The organism is Thauera sedimentorum (genome assembly GCF_014489115.1).
Taxonomy (GTDB): Bacteria; Pseudomonadota; Gammaproteobacteria; order Burkholderiales; family Rhodocyclaceae; genus Pseudothauera; species Pseudothauera sedimentorum.
Genome location: NZ_JACTAH010000002.1, coordinates 858,807 through 878,736 on the forward strand (window position 1 = coordinate 858,807; position 19,930 = coordinate 878,736).

The following is a 19,930-nucleotide window of genomic DNA, read 5'->3' on the forward strand; positions in this document are numbered from 1 at the left end:
CCCGCCATGAAACTGAAGACCCTGCTCACCGCCGCCGCCACCGCGCTGGCCTTCGCCGTCGCTCCCGCCCATGCGGAGAAGATCATCAAGCTGCACCACCTGAACGTGGATGACCCCTTCGAGAGCACCACCGGCGCCATGGTCACGGTGTTCAAGAACCTGGTGGAATCCGGCACCGGCGGTTCGGTGAAGGTGCAGACCTTCCCCAACGGCCAGCTCGGCAAGGACAACGAGGTGCTCAGCCAGGTCAAGGGCGGGCTGGTGCAGGCCGGCATTTTCTCGGTGGGCGGCTTCGCCAGCGCCTATCCGATGATCGGCGTGCTCGACGTGCCCTTCCTGTTCCCGGACATCTCCACCACCTACACCGTGTTCGACGGCCCCTTCGGCCAGAAGCTGGCGGCCGACATCGAGGCCAAGACCGGCATGGCGGTGCTCGGTTTCGGTGATTCGGGCGGCTTCTTCGCCATCACCAACTCCAAGAAGGCGATCAAGACCCCGGCCGACATGGCCGGCCTCAAGATCCGCACCATGACCAGCGAGCCGCACAAGCGCATCATCTCCAGCCTGGGCGGCCAGCCCGCGGCCATCGCCTGGGCCGAGGTATACACCGCGCTGCAGACCGGCGTGGCCGACGGCCAGATGAACCCGGTGCCCATCATCACCATGGCCAAGTTCAACGAGGTGCAGAAGCACATCACCCTCACCGACCACCTGTTCGCGCCCTACGTCTGGGTGATCAACCGCAAGTTCTTCGACAGCCTCACCCCCGACGAGCAGGCCGTGGTGCGGAGCGCGGCAAAGAGCGCCATCGTCGCCAACCGCGGCATCAGCCGCATCATCGAAGCCTCCAGCAAGGGCCTGCCGGCGCTGGCCAAGACCATGACGGTGACCTCGCTGACGCCCGCCGAGAAGGCCGCTTTCCGCAGCGCCGCCCAGCCCGCGGTGAAGGCCTATGTGAGCGAGACCTTCGGCAAGGAAGGCGAAGACATGCTGAGCGCGCTGGAGCAGGCGGTCGAGGCCGCCGGAAAGTGAGCGGCACGGTGAACAACGCGCAGCTGCTGGGCGAACTGGCCTCGCTGCCGCTGGCGCACTGCGCCGGCCGGCCGCAGGCCGGGGCCTACCCGGAGCGCCTCAAGCCCATCCTCAGCCTCGCCGCGCATGAAGAGGCGATGACCGAGATCGCCCAGTGGCCGGGTTACGCGCCCACGCCACTGGTGAGCCTCGCCGGCATCGCCCGCGCGGCGGGTCTGGGCGCCATCCACTACAAGCACGAGGCCGGGCGCTTCGGCCTGGGCAGCTTCAAGGCCCTGGGCGGCGCCTACGCCGTGCTGCGCCTGCTGAAGAAGGAAATCCTGAGCCGCACCGGCCAGGTCGCCAGCAGCCGCGACCTGCTGGACGGCAAGTTCCGCGACGTGGTCGCCGACATCACCGTGACCTGCGCCACCGACGGCAACCACGGCCGCTCGGTGGCCTGGGGCGCGCAGGTGTTCGGCTGCAAGTGCGTCATCTACATCCATTCGACCGTCTCCGAAGGCCGCCGCGCGGCCATCGCGCGCTACGGCGCGGAAGTGGTGCGCACCGCCGGCAACTACGACGACGCGGTACGCGCCGCGGACGCCGCGGCCAGGGAACACGGCCGCTTCGTGGTCTCCGATACCTCCTACCCCGGCTACACCGACGTGCCGCGCGACGTCATGCAGGGCTATTCGGTGATGGTCGAGGAAGCCCTGCGCCAGTGGCCCGAAGCCGCACCGCCCACCCATGTGTTCATCCAGGGCGGCGTCGGTGGCCTGGCCGCCGCGGTGTGCGCCCAGCTGTGGGAGCGCCTGGGCGATCAGCGTGGACGCTTCGTGGTGGTAGAGCCGGACAAGGCCGCCTGCCTGTTTGAGTCCGCCGCCGCCGGCACGCCGGTCGCGGTGCATGGCGAACTCGACACGCTGATGGCGGGCCTGGCCTGCGGCGAAGTCTCGCTGATCGCCTGGGACGTGCTCGCCGCCGGCGCCGCCGACTTCCTCACCGTGCCGGACGCCGCCGCGGTGGCCTGCATGCGCCTGCTGGCCGATGCCCCGTTTGGCGACCAGCCGCTGGCCGCCGGCGAATCCGCCGTAGCCGGCCTCGCCGGCCTGCTGATGGCCGCCGTGCGCCCGCAGATGGCCGCAGCCCTCGGCCTGGGCCCGGACAGCCGGGTGCTGCTGATCGGCAGCGAAGGCGCCACCGACCCCGAGCTGTACGCCCAACTGGTCGGCCGCAGCGCGGAGGCCGTGGAAGGGGGGATGGGATGAGTGGGGTTGTGTTCGGGCGGATGAGCCCCATCCCCACCCCAACCCTCCCCTTGAAGGGGAGGGAGCTGTCCGCGGCAGTCCGGGGCATTTCTCCTCCCCCTTCAAGGGGGAGGTCGGGAGGGGGATGGGTTCCCACCGCTCCCCCCACCACCCCCACCCAACTCACCCACAGGTACACCCCATGACCCCCTCCGTACCTCAAATCAACCCTGACCGCCTGCACCAGCGCATCGCCGATCTTGCCGCCGTCGGCGCCATCGACGGCGGCGGCTGCGCGCGCCTGGCGCTCACCGATGCCGACCGCGCCGGGCGTGATCTGGTCTGCGGCTCGATGCGCGAGCTGGGCCTCGCGGTGAGCGTGGACGCCATCGGCAACGTCGTCGGCGTGCGCGCCGGGCGCAGCGACGGCCCGCCGGTGATGACCGGCTCGCACATCGACACGGTGCGCACCGGTGGCCGCTACGACGGCAACTACGGCGTGCTGGCCGGGCTGGAGGTGGTGGCCGCGCTCAACGACGCTGGGCTCACCACCGAGCACCCGCTGGCGGTGGCCTTCTTCACCAACGAGGAAGGCGCGCGCTTCGCCCCGGACATGATGGGCAGCCTGGTCTACACCGGCGCGCTGCCACTGGCCGAGGCGCTGGCAGTGCAGGGCATAGACGGCGCCACCGTGGGCGACGAACTCGCCCGCATCGGCTACGCCGGCCCCGCGCCGGTGCCGGCCGCCGCGCCGCGTGCCTTCGTCGAGCTGCACGTCGAGCAGGGCCCGGTGCTGGACCGCGAAGGCATCGACATCGGCGTGGTCGAATCGGTGCAGGGCATCTCGTGGACCGAGATCGACATCCGCGGCACCTCCAACCACGCCGGCACCACGCCCATGAGCATGCGCCGCGACGCCGGCTGGGCGGCGGGCGAGATCATCGCCTTCGTGCGCGAACTCGCCACCGAACTGGGCGGCGACCAGGTCGCCACCGTGGGGCGTATCGAGTTCTTCCCCAACCTGGTGAACGTGGTGCCCAACCGCGCCGTGCTCACCGTCGATCTGCGCAACACCGATGAAGCCCTGCTGCAGCGCGCCGAGGCGCGCCTGGCCGCCCATCTGGCCGCCCTGCGCGACGCCGAGAAGGTGGAGATCTCCACCCGCAAGCTGGCGCGCTTCGCCCCGGTGCCCTTCGCGCCGGAAATGACCGACCGCATCGAAGGCCACGCCCGCGCGCTGGGCCTCACCACCCGGCGCATGCCCAGCGGCGCCGGCCACGACGCCCAGATGCTCGCCGCCGTGTGCCCCACCGCGATGATCTTCGTGCCCAGCGTGGATGGCATCAGCCACAACGTGCGCGAATACACCGAACCGAAACACATCGAAGCAGGCGCCCAGGTGCTGCTCGCCGTCCTGAGCGAGCTGGCCGGCGCCGGCCTCCCTGCAGGAGACCGCAATCCATGACCCGCAAGCTCATCGTCGGCGCCGCCCAGCTCGGCCCCATCGCCCGCAGCGAGACGCGCACCCAGGTGGTCGCCCGCCTGATCGAACTGATGCGCGAAGCCAAGGCGCGCGGCTGCGACGTGGTCGCCTACCCGGAACTCGCGCTCACCACCTTCTTCCCGCGCTGGTTCTTCGAAGACCAGGCCGAGATCGACCAGTGGTTCGAGCGCGAAATGCCCGGCCCCGAAACCCGCCCGCTGTTCGATGAGGCAAAGAAGCTCGGCATCGGCTTCTACCTGGGCTACGCCGAACTGGTCGAGCAGGGCGGCGCGCCCCGCCACTTCAACACCGCCATCCTGGTCGACAAGTCCGGCGCCATCGTCGGCAAGTACCGCAAGGTGCACCTGCCCGGCCACCGCGAACACGAACCCTGGCGCGCCTTCCAGCACCTGGAAAAGCGCTACTTCGAGCGCGGCGACCTCGGCTTTGGCGCCTGGCGCACTATGAACGGCATCATGGGCATGGCGCTGTGCAACGACCGCCGCTGGCCGGAAACCTACCGCGTGCTCGGCCTGCAGGGCGTGGAGATGGCCTTCATCGGCTACAACACCCCCATGCACTACCCGCCGGTGCCGGAACACGACCACCTGCAGGGCTTCCACAACCACCTCGTGCTGCAGGCCGGCGCCTACCAGAACGGCATGTGGATCGTCGGCGTCGCCAAGGCCGGCAAGGAAGAAGGCTGCGACCTGCTCGGCCAGAGCGCCATCATCGCCCCCACCGGCGAAATCGTCGCCATGTGCTCCACGGTGGAAGACGAGCTGGTCACCGCGGTGTGCGACCTCGACCGCTGCCGCGAACTCAAGGACAATGTCTTCAACTTCGGCCTGCACCGCGAACCGGAAACGTACCGCCTGATCGTCGATACCAAGGGGCCGGTCGAACCCGCGTAGTTTCAACCGCACCCTTGAAGGGGCGCTTGTTTTACCCCCTCCCCTTCAAGGGGAGGGCCGGGGTGGGGATGGGTTTCGGACGAGGCACAAAGAATCGCCGGTTACGCCCTCCGGAAACCCATCCCCCACCTGTCCTCCCCCTTGAAGGGGGAGGAACGCATCACAACGATCATTCAGGCTCACCCAGCACAAGCGTTCGGCTCAACGGCAATCAACCCCACCAAGAACAACACCCCCAGCCCCGCATGACCCCCAAGCCAGCCAAACGCTTCAAGCCCATCGACGAGCGCATCGAAGCGCTCGCCGAACCCTTGCCCGACTCGGAGCGCAAGCTGGCCGAACTGCTGGCCGCCCAGCCGGCCCTGCTCGCCACCCACTCGGCCACCGAACTCGCCGCCATCGCCGGCAGCTCCAAGGCCGCGGTCACCCGCTTCATCCAGCGCGTCGGCTACGAGAGCTTCGCCGCCGCCCGTCGCGAAGCGCGCGAAGCCCAGCGCTGGGGCGCGCCCGGCTTCCAGGCCGCGCCGGACCTGCCCCCGGCCTCGGACGAGGCCTTCGGCGAACACCTGCGCCGCGACCTGCAGAACCTCGCCCTCACCTTCGAACGCCTCACCCCCGGCGTCGTGCAACCGGCGGTCGCCGCCCTGGCTCGCGCGCGCCGCATCGGCGTGGTCGGCTACCGCAACAGCCACGCCCTGGCGCAATACTTCGCCCGCCAGCTCGTCCTGCTCAAGGACCAGGTCGCCCTGCTGCCCCAGCCCGGACAAACCGTCGGCGAAGACCTCGCCGGCTTCGGCGCGGAAGACATGCTCGTCATCCTCGCCTTCCGCCGCCGCGTGCCCATCGTCGCCCAGATCGCCCGCCTTGCGAAAAAGGCCGGCGTACCGGTACTGGTCCTCACCGACGCCGCCACCCCCGCCAGGGAAGTCGACGCCACCTGGCGCATCGCCTGCGAATCGCGCGGCTCCGCGCAGTTCGACTCCTACGCCGCCGCGATGAGCGTGCTCAACCTGCTGGTATCCGCACTCGCCCGCCTGCCGGAGATTCAGGCGGGGAACCGGCTACGGGTGGCTGAGCGGCTGCATGAGGGGTTGGAGGAGCTGTAGAGGGTACGCTCGGGCGTCTGGTGCAGTAGCTACTGTGCTGAGTGCAACGGGCGTGGAGCGCGCTGCTGCTCCCCTTCGGTTGAAAGACGGATCATGCGATTGGGGACAGAGCATGTTCTGCACTTGAAACCGTGGTCTGTCCCCAGTTTCGCCCTAAGGGCGGGTGTTGCCGTCGGTCATGTAGTTCGGTGACCGCGGGCCATACAAAATTCCATTGGGGCGCCCTGCGGCGAGTAGCCGGTTGCTCGTGATGCCGGCGATGGGGTGTGCGCGGTTCGTAGTGCTCTCGACGATCTGATGAACTAGGGCTGACACCAAGAGCCCAACCAGTCCTCCGCTTGAACTGCGTCCCTCTGCGCTCGACGCAGTTGCGGTGCCTGACCACAAAGTCTGTTCGGTTCTTAGATCTATGAGGCGTGCCTCGGCGGTGACTCGGCTTTCACTCGAGATGATCGCGTAGGTGGTCCCATACTGACGTACGGTGATGTACAGCGCTGCGTCTGCTCCGAATATATCCCTCAGCTTCTGCAAAGTAACGTCGTGCATCTCCGCCGGATTCACGAGCCCGTTCTGCTTGAACGTCTCGTTTACCAGGGTGACGGGGAAAACGTAGTAGCCGGACTCTGCCAAGGGCAGTGTTACGTGGGAGAGAACGCTGTTTGTCGCCAATACGTCCGGTGACATGTTGAGCGGAGGTAGGACCAAGATGGAACTGGGGCGACTCTCTTTGTACGCCGTATAGTCGTAGGGCTGTTGAGTTGCACAGCCGCTTGAGAGCAGTGCTGCGGCGACCAGTGGCATGGCCTTAAGAATGGGTGACCAGGTCATTGTGGAGCGACACCTCTAGTTGGATGGCTTGGCTTTGGACTTCATCAAGAAGTCAATGTAAGCGGAGCTTTCTGGATACAACTTTTTCTCGGCATCTAGGTACTCAAGCATTTTTTCGCCATCCTGCTTCTCAGCGTAGAGGATGCCGAGGTGTGCAAGGTATCCGGGTGCCACGGGTTTGCCGATGGCTTTCGCTTCCTCGATACCAGCCTCTAGGCTTGCTATCTGTTCGTCAGGGCCTTTCTCGCCAGTTAGGTGTCCATAGACTTGTGGTTGATACTCACCCCAGTAGTACAGCGGGCCGGGCCCGGTTGCGCAGGCGTTCAGCAGTAGCAGTGTTGCAGGGGCGATGACTCGCGCCATACGACGCATGGTGAATGTGGGCATCGAGGGCTCTCCTTCGTTCTTCAGTTCTGAGCTGGCTGCCATGCGCCTGCATGGATGCCAGCGACAAGCCCGTCGACTGCTTCGCGAATCGCAAGATCGAGTACTTTGCCGTTCAGTGTCGAGTCATAGCTAGCTGTGCCGCCAAAGCCGATTACCTCCCTGTTGTCCAGGCTGTACTCGCCGGCACCCTGGGATGAATAGACGACCTCGGATGTTTCAACGTCGACAACGTTGAGGCTTACCTTGGCATAGGCCACTTGAGATTTTCCGCGTCCGAGAATTCCGAATAGTTGTTTGTCGCCGGTCTCCTTTCGGCCGAACTCGGTCACGTCACCGGTGATAACGAAGGTCGCGCCCTTAAGCTTCTGCTGTGCCCCTGAAAGAGCAGCTTCCTGCTTGATCTCTGTCATGTTGTCGCGATCCAACACCCTGAACCTTCCTGTCTGTTGCAGATGAGTGATCAGAATGGTCTTGGCCTGGCTTCCAAGGCGGTCGACTCCGTCGGAGAAGATCCCACGCATGAAGCTGGAGCGATTGTCGAACTTGCCGACGGAAATCGGGCTACGTTTTCCAACGTAAGGTGTGGCTGCCGATGCCACCTGTTGTACGGCCAATGTGCGGGAACTCTCGGTTGCGCATCCGGACAGCAGCGATCCGCTAATTAGCGCGATACAGATTGCCGAGGCTCCTACTCTTGCTATGTATTTGGGCATTCACGATACCTATGTTGTCGGTGGTTGACCGTTCCGGTGGTCTGTCTTGCGTGGTCCTATGGGACGGGTTGGATCAACGAGGTGAGTCGCATCACCGAACCGAGTGTGAGAAACCCCTGTGAAGCCACACGGAAAATTCGTAGATGAGATGCGCCGCGATCAGTGCCCCGGGCTTTCTCAACAGTAGATTGCGGCGAAACGTTACACATTGATACGAATTGTGACTAGTCCATGGTCATCAATGGATGACCTAGATCAAGCAATCTCGCGCGATACGAAAGTCCCAACTACGTGGTGCAATCGCGCACCCGGCCGAATCGCTAGGTGTCTATGAATGCCAGAGTCAGTTGGTCAGGTGATCGCGTCTGTTCGCAAACTTCTTTTCGGTTCGCGGAAGTGGCGTCCGGATGGTTTTGGTGGGCCGATCGGGACGCTTAGGCCGTTACCCGCCCCAGGCCGCCGAAGAAGGGTTCAGCGCCGTCGGCGCCGATGTTCATGAAGAACTGCGCCTTGTTGTGCGCGATGCGGTCGCGGACCAGGGCGGCCTGGGCTTCGGGGTTGCCCTGGAGGCGTTCGTAGGCGGCGACGAAGTCGTCGTAGCCTTCCACCGCGCGCTGCAGGGAGTGCGCGGCGGAGAGTTCGGCGAAGCGGTCGCGCATCTCCGGTTTGTCGACGAACAGTTGCTCGATGCGGTCCTTGTCCGGGTGGTCGTTGGCCACCACGACCTTGCCGGCGAAGTCCATGCTCAGCACCGGGTCGGGCGGCACGGAGATGCCGGCCGAGCGGAACAGCTTGCCGAGGTCGGCGGCAAAGTCTGCCGTTGCGCCTTGCAGTTCGGCGCCCTGGAGCAGGCGCAGCGGCGGCAGCGTGTGCAGGGTCTGCGGCGCAGCGTCCGGTGTTGCGGCGGGGGCGGATTCCCGCGTGCTGGCGCGGGTCGGGGTGTTCTGCGGGATGGGAGCGTAGGACGCGGAGCTGATCTGCATGACGATGGCCTCCGGGTGGGCATGCGGGTGTAGTGCAGGGATCGTGCCAGGCGGGTGCGGCGTGGGCGCCGCCTTGCCACCCCGCCGCGTGCGGAAGCACCGGGCGACGAAACCCTGCGGCGCCGATCGGGGTCGAACCAGCCGTTATCGTCCCTGGAGGCTGGCATGAGCGGGCGTGATCTCCGCTTTCCCGCAGCGTGCGCCGGGCGCCGCCGCTTTCTGGCGCTGGCGGCGCTGGCGCTCTCCGGCCTGCCGCGGCTGTCGGCGGCGCAGGCGGGCGAGGCGGTGGCGATGCGCACGGTGCCTGCTTCCGGCGAACGTCTGCCGGCGATCGGTATGGGCACCTGGATCACCTTCGACATCGGCCGCGGCGGGGTAAGCACGGGAGAGGCGTTCACCACGCGCTGGCAGGTGCTGCAGGAGTTCTTCGCTGCGGGCGGACGCCTGATCGATTCCTCGCCGATGTACGGCAGCGCCGAAGCGGTGTTGGGCGAGCTGTTGCCGCAGAGCCCGGGGGCAGCGGCGCTGTTTTCCGCCACCAAGGTGTGGACCCCGGGCGGGTGGATGGGGGAGCGGCAGATGGCGCGCTCGCTGGAATTGTGGGGCGTGCCGCGCTTCGACCTGATGCAGGTGCACAACCTGCTGGACTGGGAGACCCACCTGCCCACCCTGCGGCGGATGAAGGCCGAGGGCGCGGTGCGCTACATCGGCATCACCACCTCGCACGGGCGCCGGCACCAGGACTTTGCCGCGCTGATGCGCAGCGAGCCGCTCGACTTCGTGCAGTTCACCTACAGCATCGCCCGCCGTGAGGCCGAGGCCCGCCTGCTGCCGCTGGCCGCCGAGCGCGGCTGCGCAGTGATCGTGAACCGCCCCTTCGACGGCGGCGGGCTGTTCCACCGCGTGCGCGGCCGGCCGCTGCGCGGCTATGCCGCGGAGATCGGCTGCACGAACTGGGCGCAGGTCTTCCTCAAGTTCGTGATCTCGCATCCGGCGGTTACCTGCGCCATTCCGGCCACCTCGCAGCCGGCGCACATGCGCGAGAACATGGGGGCGCTCCGCGGGCCGATGCCGGATGCGGCGCTGCGCCGGCGCATGGCGGATGAGTTTGACCGCCTGTGAGTGATCGCCTGTGAGTGAGCGCCCGTGAGCGCGGGCGTCAGCGCGGGCGTCAGCGCGGGCGCGGGTTGTCGGCCCCCGCTGCGCGGCGCTTGCGGTAGGCGCCGGGCGGGCTGCCGGTCCATTGCTTGAAGGCGCGGTTGAAGGTGGCCGGATCGTCGAAGCCCAGGCTGGCGCCTATGGTGGCGATGGGCTGGTCGGTGCGTGAGATGCGGGCGATGGCGATGTCGCGCCGCAGGGCGTCCTTGACCGCCTGGAAGCCGGTGCCTTCCTGGGCTAGGTGGCGCGCCAGGGTGCGCGGCGAGATGTGCAGGGCGCGGGCGACGTCCTCGACGGTGGGGGCGTCGGCCAGCTGGGCTTCGAGCAGTTCGCGCACGCGGTGGGTCATCAGCCGTTTGCCGCCGGTGACGTAGATCCAGTCGGTGGGGGCGTTGCGCAGGAAGGCCGAGAGCGCGGCCTTGTCCTGGCGGATGGGCGCGTCGAGCAGGGCGGAGTCGAGGTGGAAGGCGGTCACCGGGGCGTTGAAGTGCGCCGGCGCGGGGTAGATGTGCATGTACTCGGCGGCGTAGGGCGGCGGCGGGTAGGCCAGGTCCAGGCGGGCGAAGGCGATGCGCCGGTCGACCATCCACGAGGCCACGCCCTGCACCAGCATGAGCATGGTCTCCAGGATCAGCTCGCGCGCCGGCCCGAGGGCGACGTGCTCGACCAGGGCGATGCGGGTCAGCGCGCCCTCCTGCGACATGACGAAGTGCATGTCGTCGATCACCAGGCGGAAGAACCAGCAGAAGCGGTGCATGGCCACCCGCAGGTTGGCCGCATCCAGCATGCCCAGGCAGAGGAACTTGAGCGTGCCGCCGCGCAGGGGGCGGGAGAAGTAGCCGGGCGTCTCGTCGTCCAGTTCCACCGCGAGCAGGCGATAGACGTGGGCGAACTGTTCCACGGTGACCCGCGCGGTGTCCTGCTGCAGCAGCGCGGGGGCGATGCCGGCGCGCTGCATGCAGGCCAGCGCGCGCGTGCGGCGCTCGTCGCCCAGGCGCAGCAGCAGGTCGCCGACGAAGCGGATCGGTAGCGTGGCGGAGCGGGCGCCGAGGTTTTCGTGCATTGCAGATCCCGGTTTGCAACATGGCAGGAAATGCCAAGTTTTAGGCGGCTTCTGTCATCCACATCGCCGCCCGTACTGCCTAGTATGGAGCGCAAGTTACTGCCGCAGCGCGAGTTTTTTGCAGTGCGGCAGAAACAGAGAATTTTCCTGTTGCCACGCCAGTGGCAGCGAAAGCACAGCATAACCCACGGGGCCCGTGAAGAGGCGCCGGGGCGGAGGAGACGAAGTGCATCCAGGAAAGGTCAACCCGATCCTCGAGGTCGAGGGGCTGACGCTGGCGTTTGGCGGGGTACGTGCGCTGAACGACGTCGGCTTCGAAGTGGCACCGGGGTCGATCACCACCATCATCGGGCCGAACGGCGCGGGCAAGACCTCGCTGTTCAACACCATCTCGGGTTTCTACAAGCCGTCCACCGGGCGCATCCGCTTCCAGGGCGAGGACATCACCCGGGTGAGCCCGCCCGAGCGCGCCAGGCTGGGCCTGGCGCGCAGCTTCCAGAACATTGCGCTGTTCCGCGGCATGACCGTGCTGGACAACATCAAGCTCGGCCGCCACGCCCATCTGCGCACCAACGTGTTCGACGCGCTGTTCTATCTGGGGCGGGCGCGCCGCGAGGAGATGCGCCTGCGCCAGGAGGTGGAGGAACGCATCATCGACTTCCTGGAGATCGACCACATCCGCCACATGCCGGTGTCGGTGCTCTCCTACGGCCTGCAGAAGCGCGTGGAGATGGCGCGCGCGCTGGCCATGCGCCCCAAGGTGCTGATGCTCGACGAGCCGGTCGCCGGCATGAACCGCGAGGAAACCGAGGACATGGCGCGCTTCATCCTCGACGTGCGCGAGGAGTGGGGCGTGACCGTGCTGATGGTGGAGCACGACATGGGCATGGTCATGGACCTCTCCGACCACGTGGTGGTGCTCAACTTCGGCCAGGTGATCGCCGACGGCACGCCGGCCGAGGTGCAGGCCAACCCGGAGGTGATCAAGGCCTACCTGGGCTCGGGCGACGTGTCCGAACTGCGGCAGCGCCTGCACAAGCATGCGCCGGCGATGGCGGCGGGGGTGTGAGCATGGACTTCGACTGGCTGTACCTGGCGGAAATCGTGCTGGCCGGGTTGGGCTCCGGCGGGCTGTACGCGCTGACCGCGCTGGCTTTCGTGATGATCTACAAGGCCACCCGGGTGGTGAACCTGGCCATCGGCGAGATGCTGATGATCGGCGCCTACCTGTGCTTCGGCCTGGCCACCAGCTTCAACCTGCCGATGTGGCTGGCCATCCTGGTGGCGGTGATCGGCAGCGGCGCGGCCGGCGCCTTGCTGGAGCGGGTGGCCATCCGCCCGATGCTGGGCGAGTCGCCGATCTCGGTGTTCATGGTCACCGTGGGTCTGGCCTCCATCCTGGTGGGCGTGGTCGAGCTGATCTGGACCTCGGAGCCGCGCCGCCTGCCGGAGTTCATGCCCGACGACCCGGTGATGATCGGCGAGGCCTTCGTGCCGCCCAAGGTGTTCTACGGCTTCCTGGTGGCGGCGGCGCTGATCGGCGTGGCGCTGGCGGTGTTCCGCTTCTGGCGCGGCGGGGTGGCGCTGCGCGCGACCGCCTCGGACCAGCAGGCGGCCTATTCGATGGGCATCAACGTGCCCAAGGTGTTCTCGCTGTCCTGGACGGTGGCGGCGATGATCGCGGCGATTGCCGGGGTGATCGTCGGTGCGGTCGGCGGCATCTCCTCGACCATGGGGGTGTTCGGCCTGTCGGTGCTGGTGGTGGTCATCGTCGGCGGCCTGGACAGCGTGCTCGGCGCGCTGGTGGCGGGCATCTTCATCGGCGTGGTCGAGGCGCTGGCCAGCGGCTACATGGGCGGCGAATACAAGCTGCTCGCCACCTTCACGATCCTGATCGCGGTGCTGCTGGTCCGGCCCTACGGCCTGTTCGGCACCCATGAAATCGAGAGGCTGTAATGCGTATCGGAACCGCACGCGCCACTTACCGGCACGACGAAGCGCTGTTCGACAGCCGCACCCAGTACTTCTGGCTGGCGGTGCTCGGCGTGGCCCTGCTCGTCTTCCCCTTCATGGCCGATGAATACTGGCTGTACCTGGCCTGCCTGGTGGCGGTGAACATCGCCAGCGCCACCGGGCTGAACATCCTCACCGGCTACACCGGCCTGGTGAGCCTGGGCCAGGCCGCCTTCATGGGCGTCGGCGCCTACACCGTTGCGGCCCTCGAACAGCAGTTCGGCAGCCCGGTGCTGCTCAACCTGCTGGCCGCCGGCGCGGTGGCCATGTTGGCCGGCGTGGTGGTGGGCCTGCCCTCGCTGCGGGTCAAGGGCCTGTACCTGGCCATCGCTACCATCGCGGCCTCGGTGATCCTGCACTTCGTGTTCGCCAACTGGCATTCGGTGACCGGCGGCCATGCCGGCATCACCGTGCCGCCGGCGGAGTTCTTCGGCGTGGCGCTGGACACCTCCTTCCGCCTGTACTGGCTGTTCGTGCCGCTCACCCTGCTGATGCTGCTGGGCGCGGCAAACCTGTTCCGCACCCGCATCGGGCGCGCCTTCATCGCCATCCGCGACCGCGACATCTCCGCCGAGGTGCTGGGCATTCCGCTGCTGCGCTACAAGCTGCTGTCCTTCGGCCTGTCGTCCTTCTACGCCGGGGTGGCGGGCGGCATGTGGGCCTACTTCTTCCGCGTGGTCACGCCGGAGAGCTTCCCGCTGATCATGTCCATCTTCTTCCTCGCCGCAGTCATCGTCGGCGGCATGGGCACCATCCTGGGCGGCGTCCTCGGCGCGACCTTCATGACCATGGTGCCCGAGGCCCTCAAGCTGGTGGTCGGCTGGCTGCCCTTCGCCGACGCCACCCTGGCGCTGTCGCCGGTGCGCACCATCGTGTTCGGCGCCCTGATCGTCGGTTTCCTGGTCTTCGAGCCACTCGGCCTGCAGGAAATCTGGCGGCGCATCCGACGCTTCTTCCATCTCTGGCCCTTCCGTGCCTGAGCACAACAAACCCTAGGAGGAGACACCCATGAAGACAACGAAGCTGAAGCGCTGGCTGGCCACTGCGGCCGCCGCCGCGGGCCTGGCCGCCATTGCGCCGGCGCACGCCGTGGACAAGGAGATCGTCATCGGCGGCTCGATTCCGATGAGCGGCGTGTTCGCCTTTGCCGGCATCGGCATCCACGCCGGCATCCAGGACTACGTGAAGATGGTGAACGACGCCGGCGGCGTGGACGGCTACAAGCTGCGCTACGTGCCCGAGGACAGCGCCTACAAGGTGGACGTGTCGGTGGCCGCCTTCAAGAAGATCACCAGCCAGAACGCGGTGAACTTCTACTACGGCGACTCCACCGCCTTCAGCAAGACCATCAACCCGGAACTGGACCGCGCCGGCAGCATGATCATGTCGGGGGCCTCCTTCGCCACCGAGCTGAACGACCCGCAGAAGTATCCCTACCAGTTCATCGCCGGCCCGGACTACACCGAGATGTTCGGCATCCTGCTGCGCCACATCGCCAAGGAGAAGCCGGGCGCCAAGGTGGCCTTCATCTACTCGGACACCGAGTTCGGCCGCGACCCGATCGAGAGCAGCCGCGCGGCGGCCGAGAAGCTCGGCCTGAAGATGGCGGTGGAGATCATGACCCCGCCGGGGGCGGTGGACGTGTCCACCGAGATCGCCAAGCTGCGCCGCGCGCGGCCGGACTACACGATCTTCCACGGCTACATCCTGGGGCCGATCCCGGAGTTCATCGGCCAGGCGCGCAAGCTGGGCATGGACACCAAGTTCATGGGCACCTTCTGGACCATGGACAACTCGACCGTGATGAAGATGGGCGAGGCGGCCGAGGGCTTCATGGGGGTGATGCCCTACCGCTACTACTACGACACCGAGGCCGCGCCGATGCTGGAGAAGATCCGCACGATGCGCCCGGAGTACCAGTCGGTGCCCTACATCCAGGGTTTCCTGTCGGCCATGCTGTACACCGAGTCGGCGCGCCGCACGCTGGCGGCCGGCAAGCCGATGACCGCGGCCAACCTGAAGGCGGCGCTGAACTCCATCGAGAACTTCGACACCGGCGGGCTGATCGGCACCCCGATCACCATCCGCGGCAACTCGATCCCGGTCGGGCGCATCTACCGTGCGGACGTGAAGGCGGGCCGCATGGTGCCGGCTTCCGACTGGATCGTGCTGGAGTAAGGCGGGCATGAACGTGGCCGATGCCGCGCTCGGGGCGGTGCTAGCCGCCGCCCCGCAGGCGCCTGCGGATGCGGTCCTCGAGGTGAACAACATCGAGGTCATCTACAACAAGGCGGTGCAGGTGCTGCGCGGGCTGTCGCTGACCGTGCCGCGCGGCAGCATCGTCGCGCTGCTGGGTTCCAACGGCGCGGGCAAGAGCACCACGCTGAAGACCGTCTCCGGCCTGCTCGGGCTGGAGAACGGCGAGCTGACCCGCGGCGAGGTGCGCTTCGACGGCCAGCCGGTGGGCGCGCTGCGCCCGCACGAGCTGGTGCGCGCCGGGCTCTTCCACGTGATGGAGGGGCGCCGGGTGTTCGAGGACCTGACCGTGGAGGAGAACCTGGTATCGGCCACCTACGCGCTCACCGGTCGCGTCGAGCGTGTGAAGCCCGACTTCGATCTGGTGTACGAGTACTTCCCGCGTCTCTTCGAGCGCCGCAACGGCCTGGCCGGCTATCTGTCCGGCGGAGAGCAGCAGATGCTCGCCATCGGCCGCGCGCTGATCGCCCGGCCCAAGCTGATCCTGCTGGACGAACCCTCGCTGGGCCTCGCGCCGCTGCTGGTGGAGAACATCTTCGAGATCATCGCGCGCATCAACGCCGAGCAGAAGGTTTCCATGCTGCTGGTGGAGCAGAACGCCTCGGTGGCGCTGGCGGTGGCCCATTACGGCTACATCATGGAGACCGGCAAGGTGGTCACCGACGGGCCGGCCGAGAAGCTGGCCGCGGACGACGACGTGCGCGAGTTCTACCTCGGCGTCGGGGGCGGGGGCGAGACCAAGAGCTTCCGCGACATCAAGCACTACAAGCGCCGCAAGCGCTGGCTGTCCTGACATGCATACCAATCCGCTACCTCCGCTCACCCTGCCGCAGATGCTGCGCGAGCAGGCCCGCCGCAACCCGGCGCGCACCGCCATCCGCCAGAAGGATTTCGGCATCTGGCAGGCGATCAGCTGGGAGTCCTATTACCGCCGCGCCAGCCACGTCGGCCTGGGCTTGCGCGCGCTCGGCCTGTCGCCCGGCGGCCACGTCGGTGTGCTCGCCGAGAACCGCATCGAGTGGGTGCTTACGCAGATGGGCGCCGGCCTGGTCGGCGGCGTCACCGTGGGCGTCTATCCCACCAGCCCGGCGCCCGAAGTGGCCTACGTGCTCAACCATGCCGACGTCGAACTGGTGGTGTGCGAGGACCAGGAGCAGACCGACAAGGTGGTGGAGGCGCTCGACCAGCTGCCCCACCTCAGGCGAATCGTGGTGATGGAGACCAAGGGCCTGCGCAACGTGGACGAGCGCGTGCGCGACCGGGTGATCTCCTTCGAGGAGCTGGAGCGCATCGGCGTGGAGCACGAGGCCACCCACCGCCACCTGATCGACGAGACGCTGGCCGCGCAGACCCTGGAGCAGGTCGGCCTGATGATCTACACCTCCGGCTCCACCGGCAAGCCCAAGGGGGCGATGATCAGCTACGCCAACATCCGCGGCGTGGCGCCGGGCATCATCGACCGCCTGGGGCTGGATGCCGATACCAGCCACCTGTCCTACCTGCCGCTGTGCCACGTGGCCGAGCAGATGCTCACCACCTTCACCCCGGTCTATCTCGGCTCCACGGTGAGCTTCGGCGAGTCGATCCGCACCGTGCAGGAGGACCTGCGCGAGATCGCCCCGTCGATGTTCCTCGGCGTGCCGCGCATCTGGGAGAAGCTGCACTCGGCGATCAACATCAAGATGCTGGAGACCGGCCCGCTGCAGCGCTGGCTGTTCGCCCGTGCGCAGGCGGCCTGCGCGCCCTTCGCGCACAAGGCGCCGGCGCAGCGCAGCGTGGGCGAGCGGCTCACCTACGGCCTGTGGTACTGGCTCATCCTGCGCGCGCTGCAGAACTTCATCGGCCTGCGCCGGGCGAAGATCGCGCTCACCGGCGCCGCGCCCATCCCGCCCGCGGTGGTGGCCTTCTTCCGCACCCTGGGGGTGCCGCTGGTGGAGGTGTACGGCCTCACCGAATCCACCGGCATGATCACCGGCCAGCCGCCGGACGCGGTGCGCCTGGGCTCGGTGGGCCGCCCCATCCTCGGCGCCGACTACCGCATCGGCGAGCGCGGCGAACTGCTGATCCGCGGCGAGATGGTGTTCGCCGGCTACTACAAGAACCCCGAGGCCAGCGCCGAGACGGTGCGCGACGGCTGGCTGCACACCGGCGACGTGGTCGAGGAGCGCGACGGCCAGCTGCACATCGTCGACCGCCTGAAGGACATCATGATCACCGCCGGCGGCAAGAACCTGACGCCCTCGGAGATCGAGAAGACGATGAAGGCCAGCCCCTACATCAAGGAGTGCATCGTCATCGCCGACGGGCGCAAGTTCGTCTCCGCGCTGATCCAGATCGACTACGAGACGGTGGCCAAGTGGGCGGAAGGGCGGCGCATCGCCTTCACCCATTTCCGCTCGCTGGTCGAACACCCCGATGTGCGCGCGCTGATCGACGCCGAGATCGCCCGCGGCAACGCCCAGCTCGCCCAGGTCTCGCACATCCGCCGCTTCCACCTGCTGACCAAGGAACTGGACCACGACGACGGCGAGGTCACCGCCACCATGAAGGTGCGCCGGTCGAGCATCTACAAGACCTACGCCGAGGTGATCGAAGCTATGTACTCAGGAGCCCCGTCCCATGCCTGATCTGCAGCCTGCCGGCGTGCGCCTCGAACGCGAGGGTGCCATCGCCCGCATCGTCCTCGACCGTCCCGCGGCGCGCAATGCGCTCGACCTGCCGATGGCGCGCGGCCTGCGCGACGCGGTCGCCGCCGTGGCCGCCGACCCCGCGGTACGCGCCGTGCTGATCGAGAGCAGCGGGGCCCACTTCATGGTCGGTGGCGACGTGCATCGCTTCAACGCCCTGCTCGCCGACGGACCCGCAGCCTGCCGAGACGAGATCGACCGGATCATCGGCGCGGTGCACGAGGCCATCGCCGGCATCGCCGCGCTGCCCTGCCCGGTAATCGGCCTGGCCGGCGGCTCGGTGGCCGGCTTCGGCTTCTCGCTGGCCATGGCCTGCGACCTGCTGGTGGCCGCCGACGACGCCCGCTTCGTGCTCGCCTACGGCGCCATCGGCACCACACCGGACGGCGGCTCCACCTGGCACCTGCCGCGCCTGCTCGGCCTGCGCCGGGCGCTCGCGGCCGCCTTGCTGAACAAGCCGATCGACGCCAACGAAGCGCTCGCCCTCGGCCTGGCCTGCGAGGTGGTCCCGCCCGCGGAACTGGCCACCGCCGGCCGCGCCCTGGCGGAGCGCCTGGCCGCCGGCCCGGCCGCGGCCCAGGCCGGCATCAAGCGCCTGCTGCGCGCCGCGCTCGACAGTGACCTGCCGACCGCGTTGGCGGCCGAGCGTGAGAGCTTTCTGGAGATGGTGGTGCAGGCGGATTTTGCCGAGGGCGTGGGCGCGTTCGCCGCGCGGCGTCCGGCGCGCTTCGGGCAGATCGGATAGCGCGCGGTAAACCCATCCCCACCCCAGCCCTCCCCTTGAAGGGGAGGGAGCAAACCATCGCCTTCTGGATTGCTTGGCGATGAACACGCGCGGGCCGCATTAGAAGGTTCCTTCCCCTTCAAGGGGAAGGACAGGATGGGGATGGGTTGCCCCCTCCGCCAAGCAAGAGATCCTCACAAGGAGACCCCATGCAGTTCCAACTCGACCCCGAACAGCGCGAGATCAGCGAACTCGCGCGCCGCTTTGCCGAACGCGAGATCGTCCCGCGCGCGGCCGAGGCCGACCGCAACAAGCGCTTCCCGGTCGAAGTGCACGAGCGCGCCCAGCAACTCGGCCTGCTGGGGGTGAATCTGCCCGAGGACGTGGGCGGCGGCGGCCTGGGCTGCCTGGAGCTGGTGCTGGTCACCGAGGCGCTGTGCCGCGGTTGCCTGGGCATCGGCACCGCGCTGTGCGTGAACGCGCTCGCCACCGAGCCCATCGTCATCGCCGGCACGCCGGCGCAGCGCAGCCGCTACCTCGGCCGCGCGGCGCAGGGCGCGCTGGCGAGCTTTGCGCTCACCGAACCGGGCGCCGGCTCCGACGTGGCCGGCATCCGTACCCGCGCCGAGCGCGTGCAGGACGGCTACCTGCTCAGCGGCAGCAAGATCTGGATTTCCAACGCCAACCTGGCGGAGTTCTTCGTGGTCTTCGTCAAGACCGATGTGGCCGCCCGCCATCGCGGCATGAGCGCCTTCATCGTGCCGCGCGAGAGCGAAGGACTGAGCGTCGGCAGCCCGCTGGGCAAGCTCGGCCAGTGCGCGGCGCCGACCTGCGAAGTGTTCTTCGACCGCGTGTTCGTGCCCGAGGACCATCGCCTGGGCGACGAGGGCGCGGGCTTCGCGCTGGCGATGAAGACCTTCGACCACTCGCGCCCCATGGTCGCCGCCTTTGGCGTGGGACTGGTCGAGCGCTGCGTGGACGAGGCCCTGGCCTATGCCACCCAGCGCAGCAGCATGGGCCGCGCGCTCATCGAGCACCAGGCGGTGGCGCACAAGCTGGCCGAGATGCGCATGAAGCTCGAAGCCGCGCGCCTGCTCACCTATCAGTCGGCCTGGCTGGTGGATGAGGGCCGGCCGAACACCGTGCAAGCTTCCATCGCCAAGGCCTTTGCCGCCGATGCGGCGATGTGGGCGGCCACCGAGGCGGTGCAGATCTTCGGCGGCATGGGCTATTCCACCGAATACCCGGTGGAGAAGCTCTTCCGCGACGCCAAGGTGCTGCAGATCTACGAAGGCACCAGCGAGATCCAGCGCAACATCATTGCCCGCGAAATGCAGCGGGCCTGAAACACAGG

At 67.7% G+C, this 19,930-nt stretch carries 19 protein-coding genes; 14 read left to right on the forward strand and 5 right to left on the reverse strand.

The window, feature by feature from the left end:
- Positions 1-6 precede the first annotated feature (6 nt).
- From IAI53_RS13775 to IAI53_RS13795, 5 genes are all read left to right on the forward strand, one after another.
- Positions 7-1,032, forward strand: coding sequence for a TRAP transporter substrate-binding protein (locus IAI53_RS13775; protein WP_187718748.1), 1,026 nt, complete (start codon positions 7-9; stop codon positions 1,030-1,032).
- A gap of 8 nt (positions 1,033-1,040) precedes the next feature.
- A complete protein-coding gene (locus tag IAI53_RS13780) occupies positions 1,041-2,282 on the forward strand; it encodes a diaminopropionate ammonia-lyase (protein WP_222948306.1) in 1,242 nt (413 codons plus the stop codon).
- A gap of 181 nt (positions 2,283-2,463) precedes the next feature.
- Entirely contained in the window at positions 2,464-3,726 is a 1,263-nt protein-coding gene (locus IAI53_RS13785) for a Zn-dependent hydrolase (RefSeq protein ID WP_187718749.1), read from the forward strand.
- Positions 3,723-4,658: an N-carbamoyl-D-amino-acid hydrolase gene (locus IAI53_RS13790; protein WP_187718750.1), complete on the forward strand. Its 936-nt coding sequence runs from the start codon at positions 3,723-3,725 to the stop codon at positions 4,656-4,658. The genes IAI53_RS13785 and IAI53_RS13790 overlap by 4 nt, the downstream gene beginning before the upstream one ends.
- A 245-nt stretch (positions 4,659-4,903) precedes the next feature.
- Positions 4,904-5,764 (forward strand): MurR/RpiR family transcriptional regulator, encoded by an 861-nt coding sequence (locus IAI53_RS13795; RefSeq protein WP_187718751.1) that lies wholly within the window; start codon positions 4,904-4,906, stop codon positions 5,762-5,764.
- A gap of 153 nt (positions 5,765-5,917) precedes the next feature.
- On the opposite strand, the gene IAI53_RS13800 is transcribed toward IAI53_RS13795, so the two are convergent.
- The 4 genes from IAI53_RS13800 to IAI53_RS13815 form a co-directional block, all read right to left on the reverse strand.
- Positions 5,918-6,565 carry a DUF799 domain-containing protein gene (locus IAI53_RS13800; RefSeq protein ID WP_225433316.1) on the reverse strand — a complete coding sequence of 216 codons (648 nt, stop codon included), beginning with the start codon at positions 6,563-6,565 and terminating at the stop codon, positions 5,918-5,920.
- A gap of 42 nt (positions 6,566-6,607) precedes the next feature.
- On the reverse strand, positions 6,608-6,979 hold the full coding sequence (locus tag IAI53_RS13805; RefSeq protein ID WP_187718753.1) for a DUF4810 domain-containing protein: 372 nt from the start codon (positions 6,977-6,979) through the stop codon (positions 6,608-6,610).
- Positions 6,980-6,999: 20 nt separating this feature from the next.
- A complete protein-coding gene (locus IAI53_RS13810; protein WP_187718754.1) occupies positions 7,000-7,692 on the reverse strand; it encodes a CsgG/HfaB family protein in 693 nt (230 codons plus the stop codon).
- Between the two features lie 434 nt (positions 7,693-8,126).
- Complete coding sequence (locus IAI53_RS13815; RefSeq protein ID WP_187718755.1) at positions 8,127-8,675, reverse strand: hypothetical protein; 549 nt, start codon at positions 8,673-8,675, stop codon at positions 8,127-8,129.
- 165 nt (positions 8,676-8,840) lie between these two features.
- On the opposite strand from IAI53_RS13815, the gene IAI53_RS13820 reads away from it, so the two are divergent.
- A complete protein-coding gene (locus IAI53_RS13820; RefSeq protein WP_222948307.1) occupies positions 8,841-9,797 on the forward strand; it encodes an aldo/keto reductase in 957 nt (318 codons plus the stop codon).
- A 49-nt stretch (positions 9,798-9,846) separates the two neighbouring features.
- Here the strand turns inward: IAI53_RS13820 and IAI53_RS13825 are convergent, their stop codons facing one another.
- Entirely contained in the window at positions 9,847-10,896 is a 1,050-nt protein-coding gene (locus tag IAI53_RS13825) for an AraC family transcriptional regulator (RefSeq protein ID WP_187718756.1), read from the reverse strand.
- A gap of 226 nt (positions 10,897-11,122) precedes the next feature.
- Here IAI53_RS13825 and IAI53_RS13830 point away from each other — a divergent pair, with 226 nt between their 5' ends.
- From IAI53_RS13830 to IAI53_RS13865, 8 genes are all read left to right on the forward strand, one after another.
- A complete protein-coding gene (locus tag IAI53_RS13830; RefSeq protein WP_187718757.1) occupies positions 11,123-11,965 on the forward strand; it encodes an ABC transporter ATP-binding protein in 843 nt (280 codons plus the stop codon).
- A 2-nt stretch (positions 11,966-11,967) separates the two neighbouring features.
- Positions 11,968-12,852, forward strand: coding sequence for a branched-chain amino acid ABC transporter permease (locus IAI53_RS13835; protein ID WP_187718758.1), 885 nt, complete (start codon positions 11,968-11,970; stop codon positions 12,850-12,852).
- Positions 12,852-13,889: a branched-chain amino acid ABC transporter permease gene (locus tag IAI53_RS13840; protein ID WP_187718759.1), complete on the forward strand. Its 1,038-nt coding sequence runs from the start codon at positions 12,852-12,854 to the stop codon at positions 13,887-13,889. Before IAI53_RS13835 ends, IAI53_RS13840 begins: the two co-directional genes overlap by 1 nt.
- Before the next feature lie 28 nt (positions 13,890-13,917).
- Complete coding sequence (locus IAI53_RS13845; protein ID WP_187718760.1) at positions 13,918-15,087, forward strand: ABC transporter substrate-binding protein; 1,170 nt, start codon at positions 13,918-13,920, stop codon at positions 15,085-15,087.
- A gap of 7 nt (positions 15,088-15,094) precedes the next feature.
- On the forward strand, positions 15,095-15,958 hold the full coding sequence (locus IAI53_RS13850; RefSeq protein ID WP_187718761.1) for an ABC transporter ATP-binding protein: 864 nt from the start codon (positions 15,095-15,097) through the stop codon (positions 15,956-15,958).
- A 1-nt stretch (position 15,959) separates the two neighbouring features.
- On the forward strand, positions 15,960-17,792 hold the full coding sequence (locus IAI53_RS13855; RefSeq protein WP_187718762.1) for an AMP-dependent synthetase/ligase: 1,833 nt from the start codon (positions 15,960-15,962) through the stop codon (positions 17,790-17,792).
- A complete protein-coding gene (locus IAI53_RS13860; protein WP_187718763.1) occupies positions 17,785-18,597 on the forward strand; it encodes an enoyl-CoA hydratase/isomerase family protein in 813 nt (270 codons plus the stop codon). The genes IAI53_RS13855 and IAI53_RS13860 overlap by 8 nt, the downstream gene beginning before the upstream one ends.
- A 188-nt stretch (positions 18,598-18,785) precedes the next feature.
- The gene (locus tag IAI53_RS13865) at positions 18,786-19,922 is read left to right on the forward strand and encodes an acyl-CoA dehydrogenase family protein (protein ID WP_187718764.1); all 1,137 of its coding nucleotides are present in this window, start codon (positions 18,786-18,788) and stop codon (positions 19,920-19,922) included.
- Positions 19,923-19,930: the final 8 nt, after the last annotated feature.

Excerpts from the sequence above, each read along its gene's own strand:
- IAI53_RS13805 (WP_187718753.1), bottom strand. The coding sequence starts at position 6,979 with ATGCCCACATTCACCATGCGTCGTATGGCGCGAGTCATCGCCCCTGCA.
- IAI53_RS13785 (WP_187718749.1), top strand. The coding sequence starts at position 2,464 with ATGACCCCCTCCGTACCTCAAATCAACCCTGACCGCCTGCACCAGCGC.
- IAI53_RS13850 (WP_187718761.1), top strand. The coding sequence starts at position 15,095 with ATGAACGTGGCCGATGCCGCGCTCGGGGCGGTGCTAGCCGCCGCCCCG.
- IAI53_RS13860 (WP_187718763.1), top strand. The coding sequence starts at position 17,785 with ATGCCTGATCTGCAGCCTGCCGGCGTGCGCCTCGAACGCGAGGGTGCC.
- IAI53_RS13820 (WP_222948307.1), top strand. The coding sequence starts at position 8,841 with ATGAGCGGGCGTGATCTCCGCTTTCCCGCAGCGTGCGCCGGGCGCCGC.
- IAI53_RS13800 (WP_225433316.1), bottom strand. The coding sequence starts at position 6,565 with ATGCCACTGGTCGCCGCAGCACTGCTCTCAAGCGGCTGTGCAACTCAA.
- IAI53_RS13790 (WP_187718750.1), top strand. The coding sequence starts at position 3,723 with ATGACCCGCAAGCTCATCGTCGGCGCCGCCCAGCTCGGCCCCATCGCC.
- IAI53_RS13855 (WP_187718762.1), top strand. The coding sequence starts at position 15,960 with ATGCATACCAATCCGCTACCTCCGCTCACCCTGCCGCAGATGCTGCGC.
- IAI53_RS13865 (WP_187718764.1), top strand. The coding sequence starts at position 18,786 with ATGCAGTTCCAACTCGACCCCGAACAGCGCGAGATCAGCGAACTCGCG.
- IAI53_RS13815 (WP_187718755.1), bottom strand. The coding sequence starts at position 8,675 with ATGCAGATCAGCTCCGCGTCCTACGCTCCCATCCCGCAGAACACCCCG.
- IAI53_RS13840 (WP_187718759.1), top strand. The coding sequence starts at position 12,852 with ATGCGTATCGGAACCGCACGCGCCACTTACCGGCACGACGAAGCGCTG.
- IAI53_RS13810 (WP_187718754.1), bottom strand. The coding sequence starts at position 7,692 with ATGCCCAAATACATAGCAAGAGTAGGAGCCTCGGCAATCTGTATCGCG.
- IAI53_RS13825 (WP_187718756.1), bottom strand. The coding sequence starts at position 10,896 with ATGCACGAAAACCTCGGCGCCCGCTCCGCCACGCTACCGATCCGCTTC.
- IAI53_RS13775 (WP_187718748.1), top strand. The coding sequence starts at position 7 with ATGAAACTGAAGACCCTGCTCACCGCCGCCGCCACCGCGCTGGCCTTC.
- IAI53_RS13845 (WP_187718760.1), top strand. The coding sequence starts at position 13,918 with ATGAAGACAACGAAGCTGAAGCGCTGGCTGGCCACTGCGGCCGCCGCC.
- IAI53_RS13795 (WP_187718751.1), top strand. The coding sequence starts at position 4,904 with ATGACCCCCAAGCCAGCCAAACGCTTCAAGCCCATCGACGAGCGCATC.
- IAI53_RS13835 (WP_187718758.1), top strand. The coding sequence starts at position 11,968 with ATGGACTTCGACTGGCTGTACCTGGCGGAAATCGTGCTGGCCGGGTTG.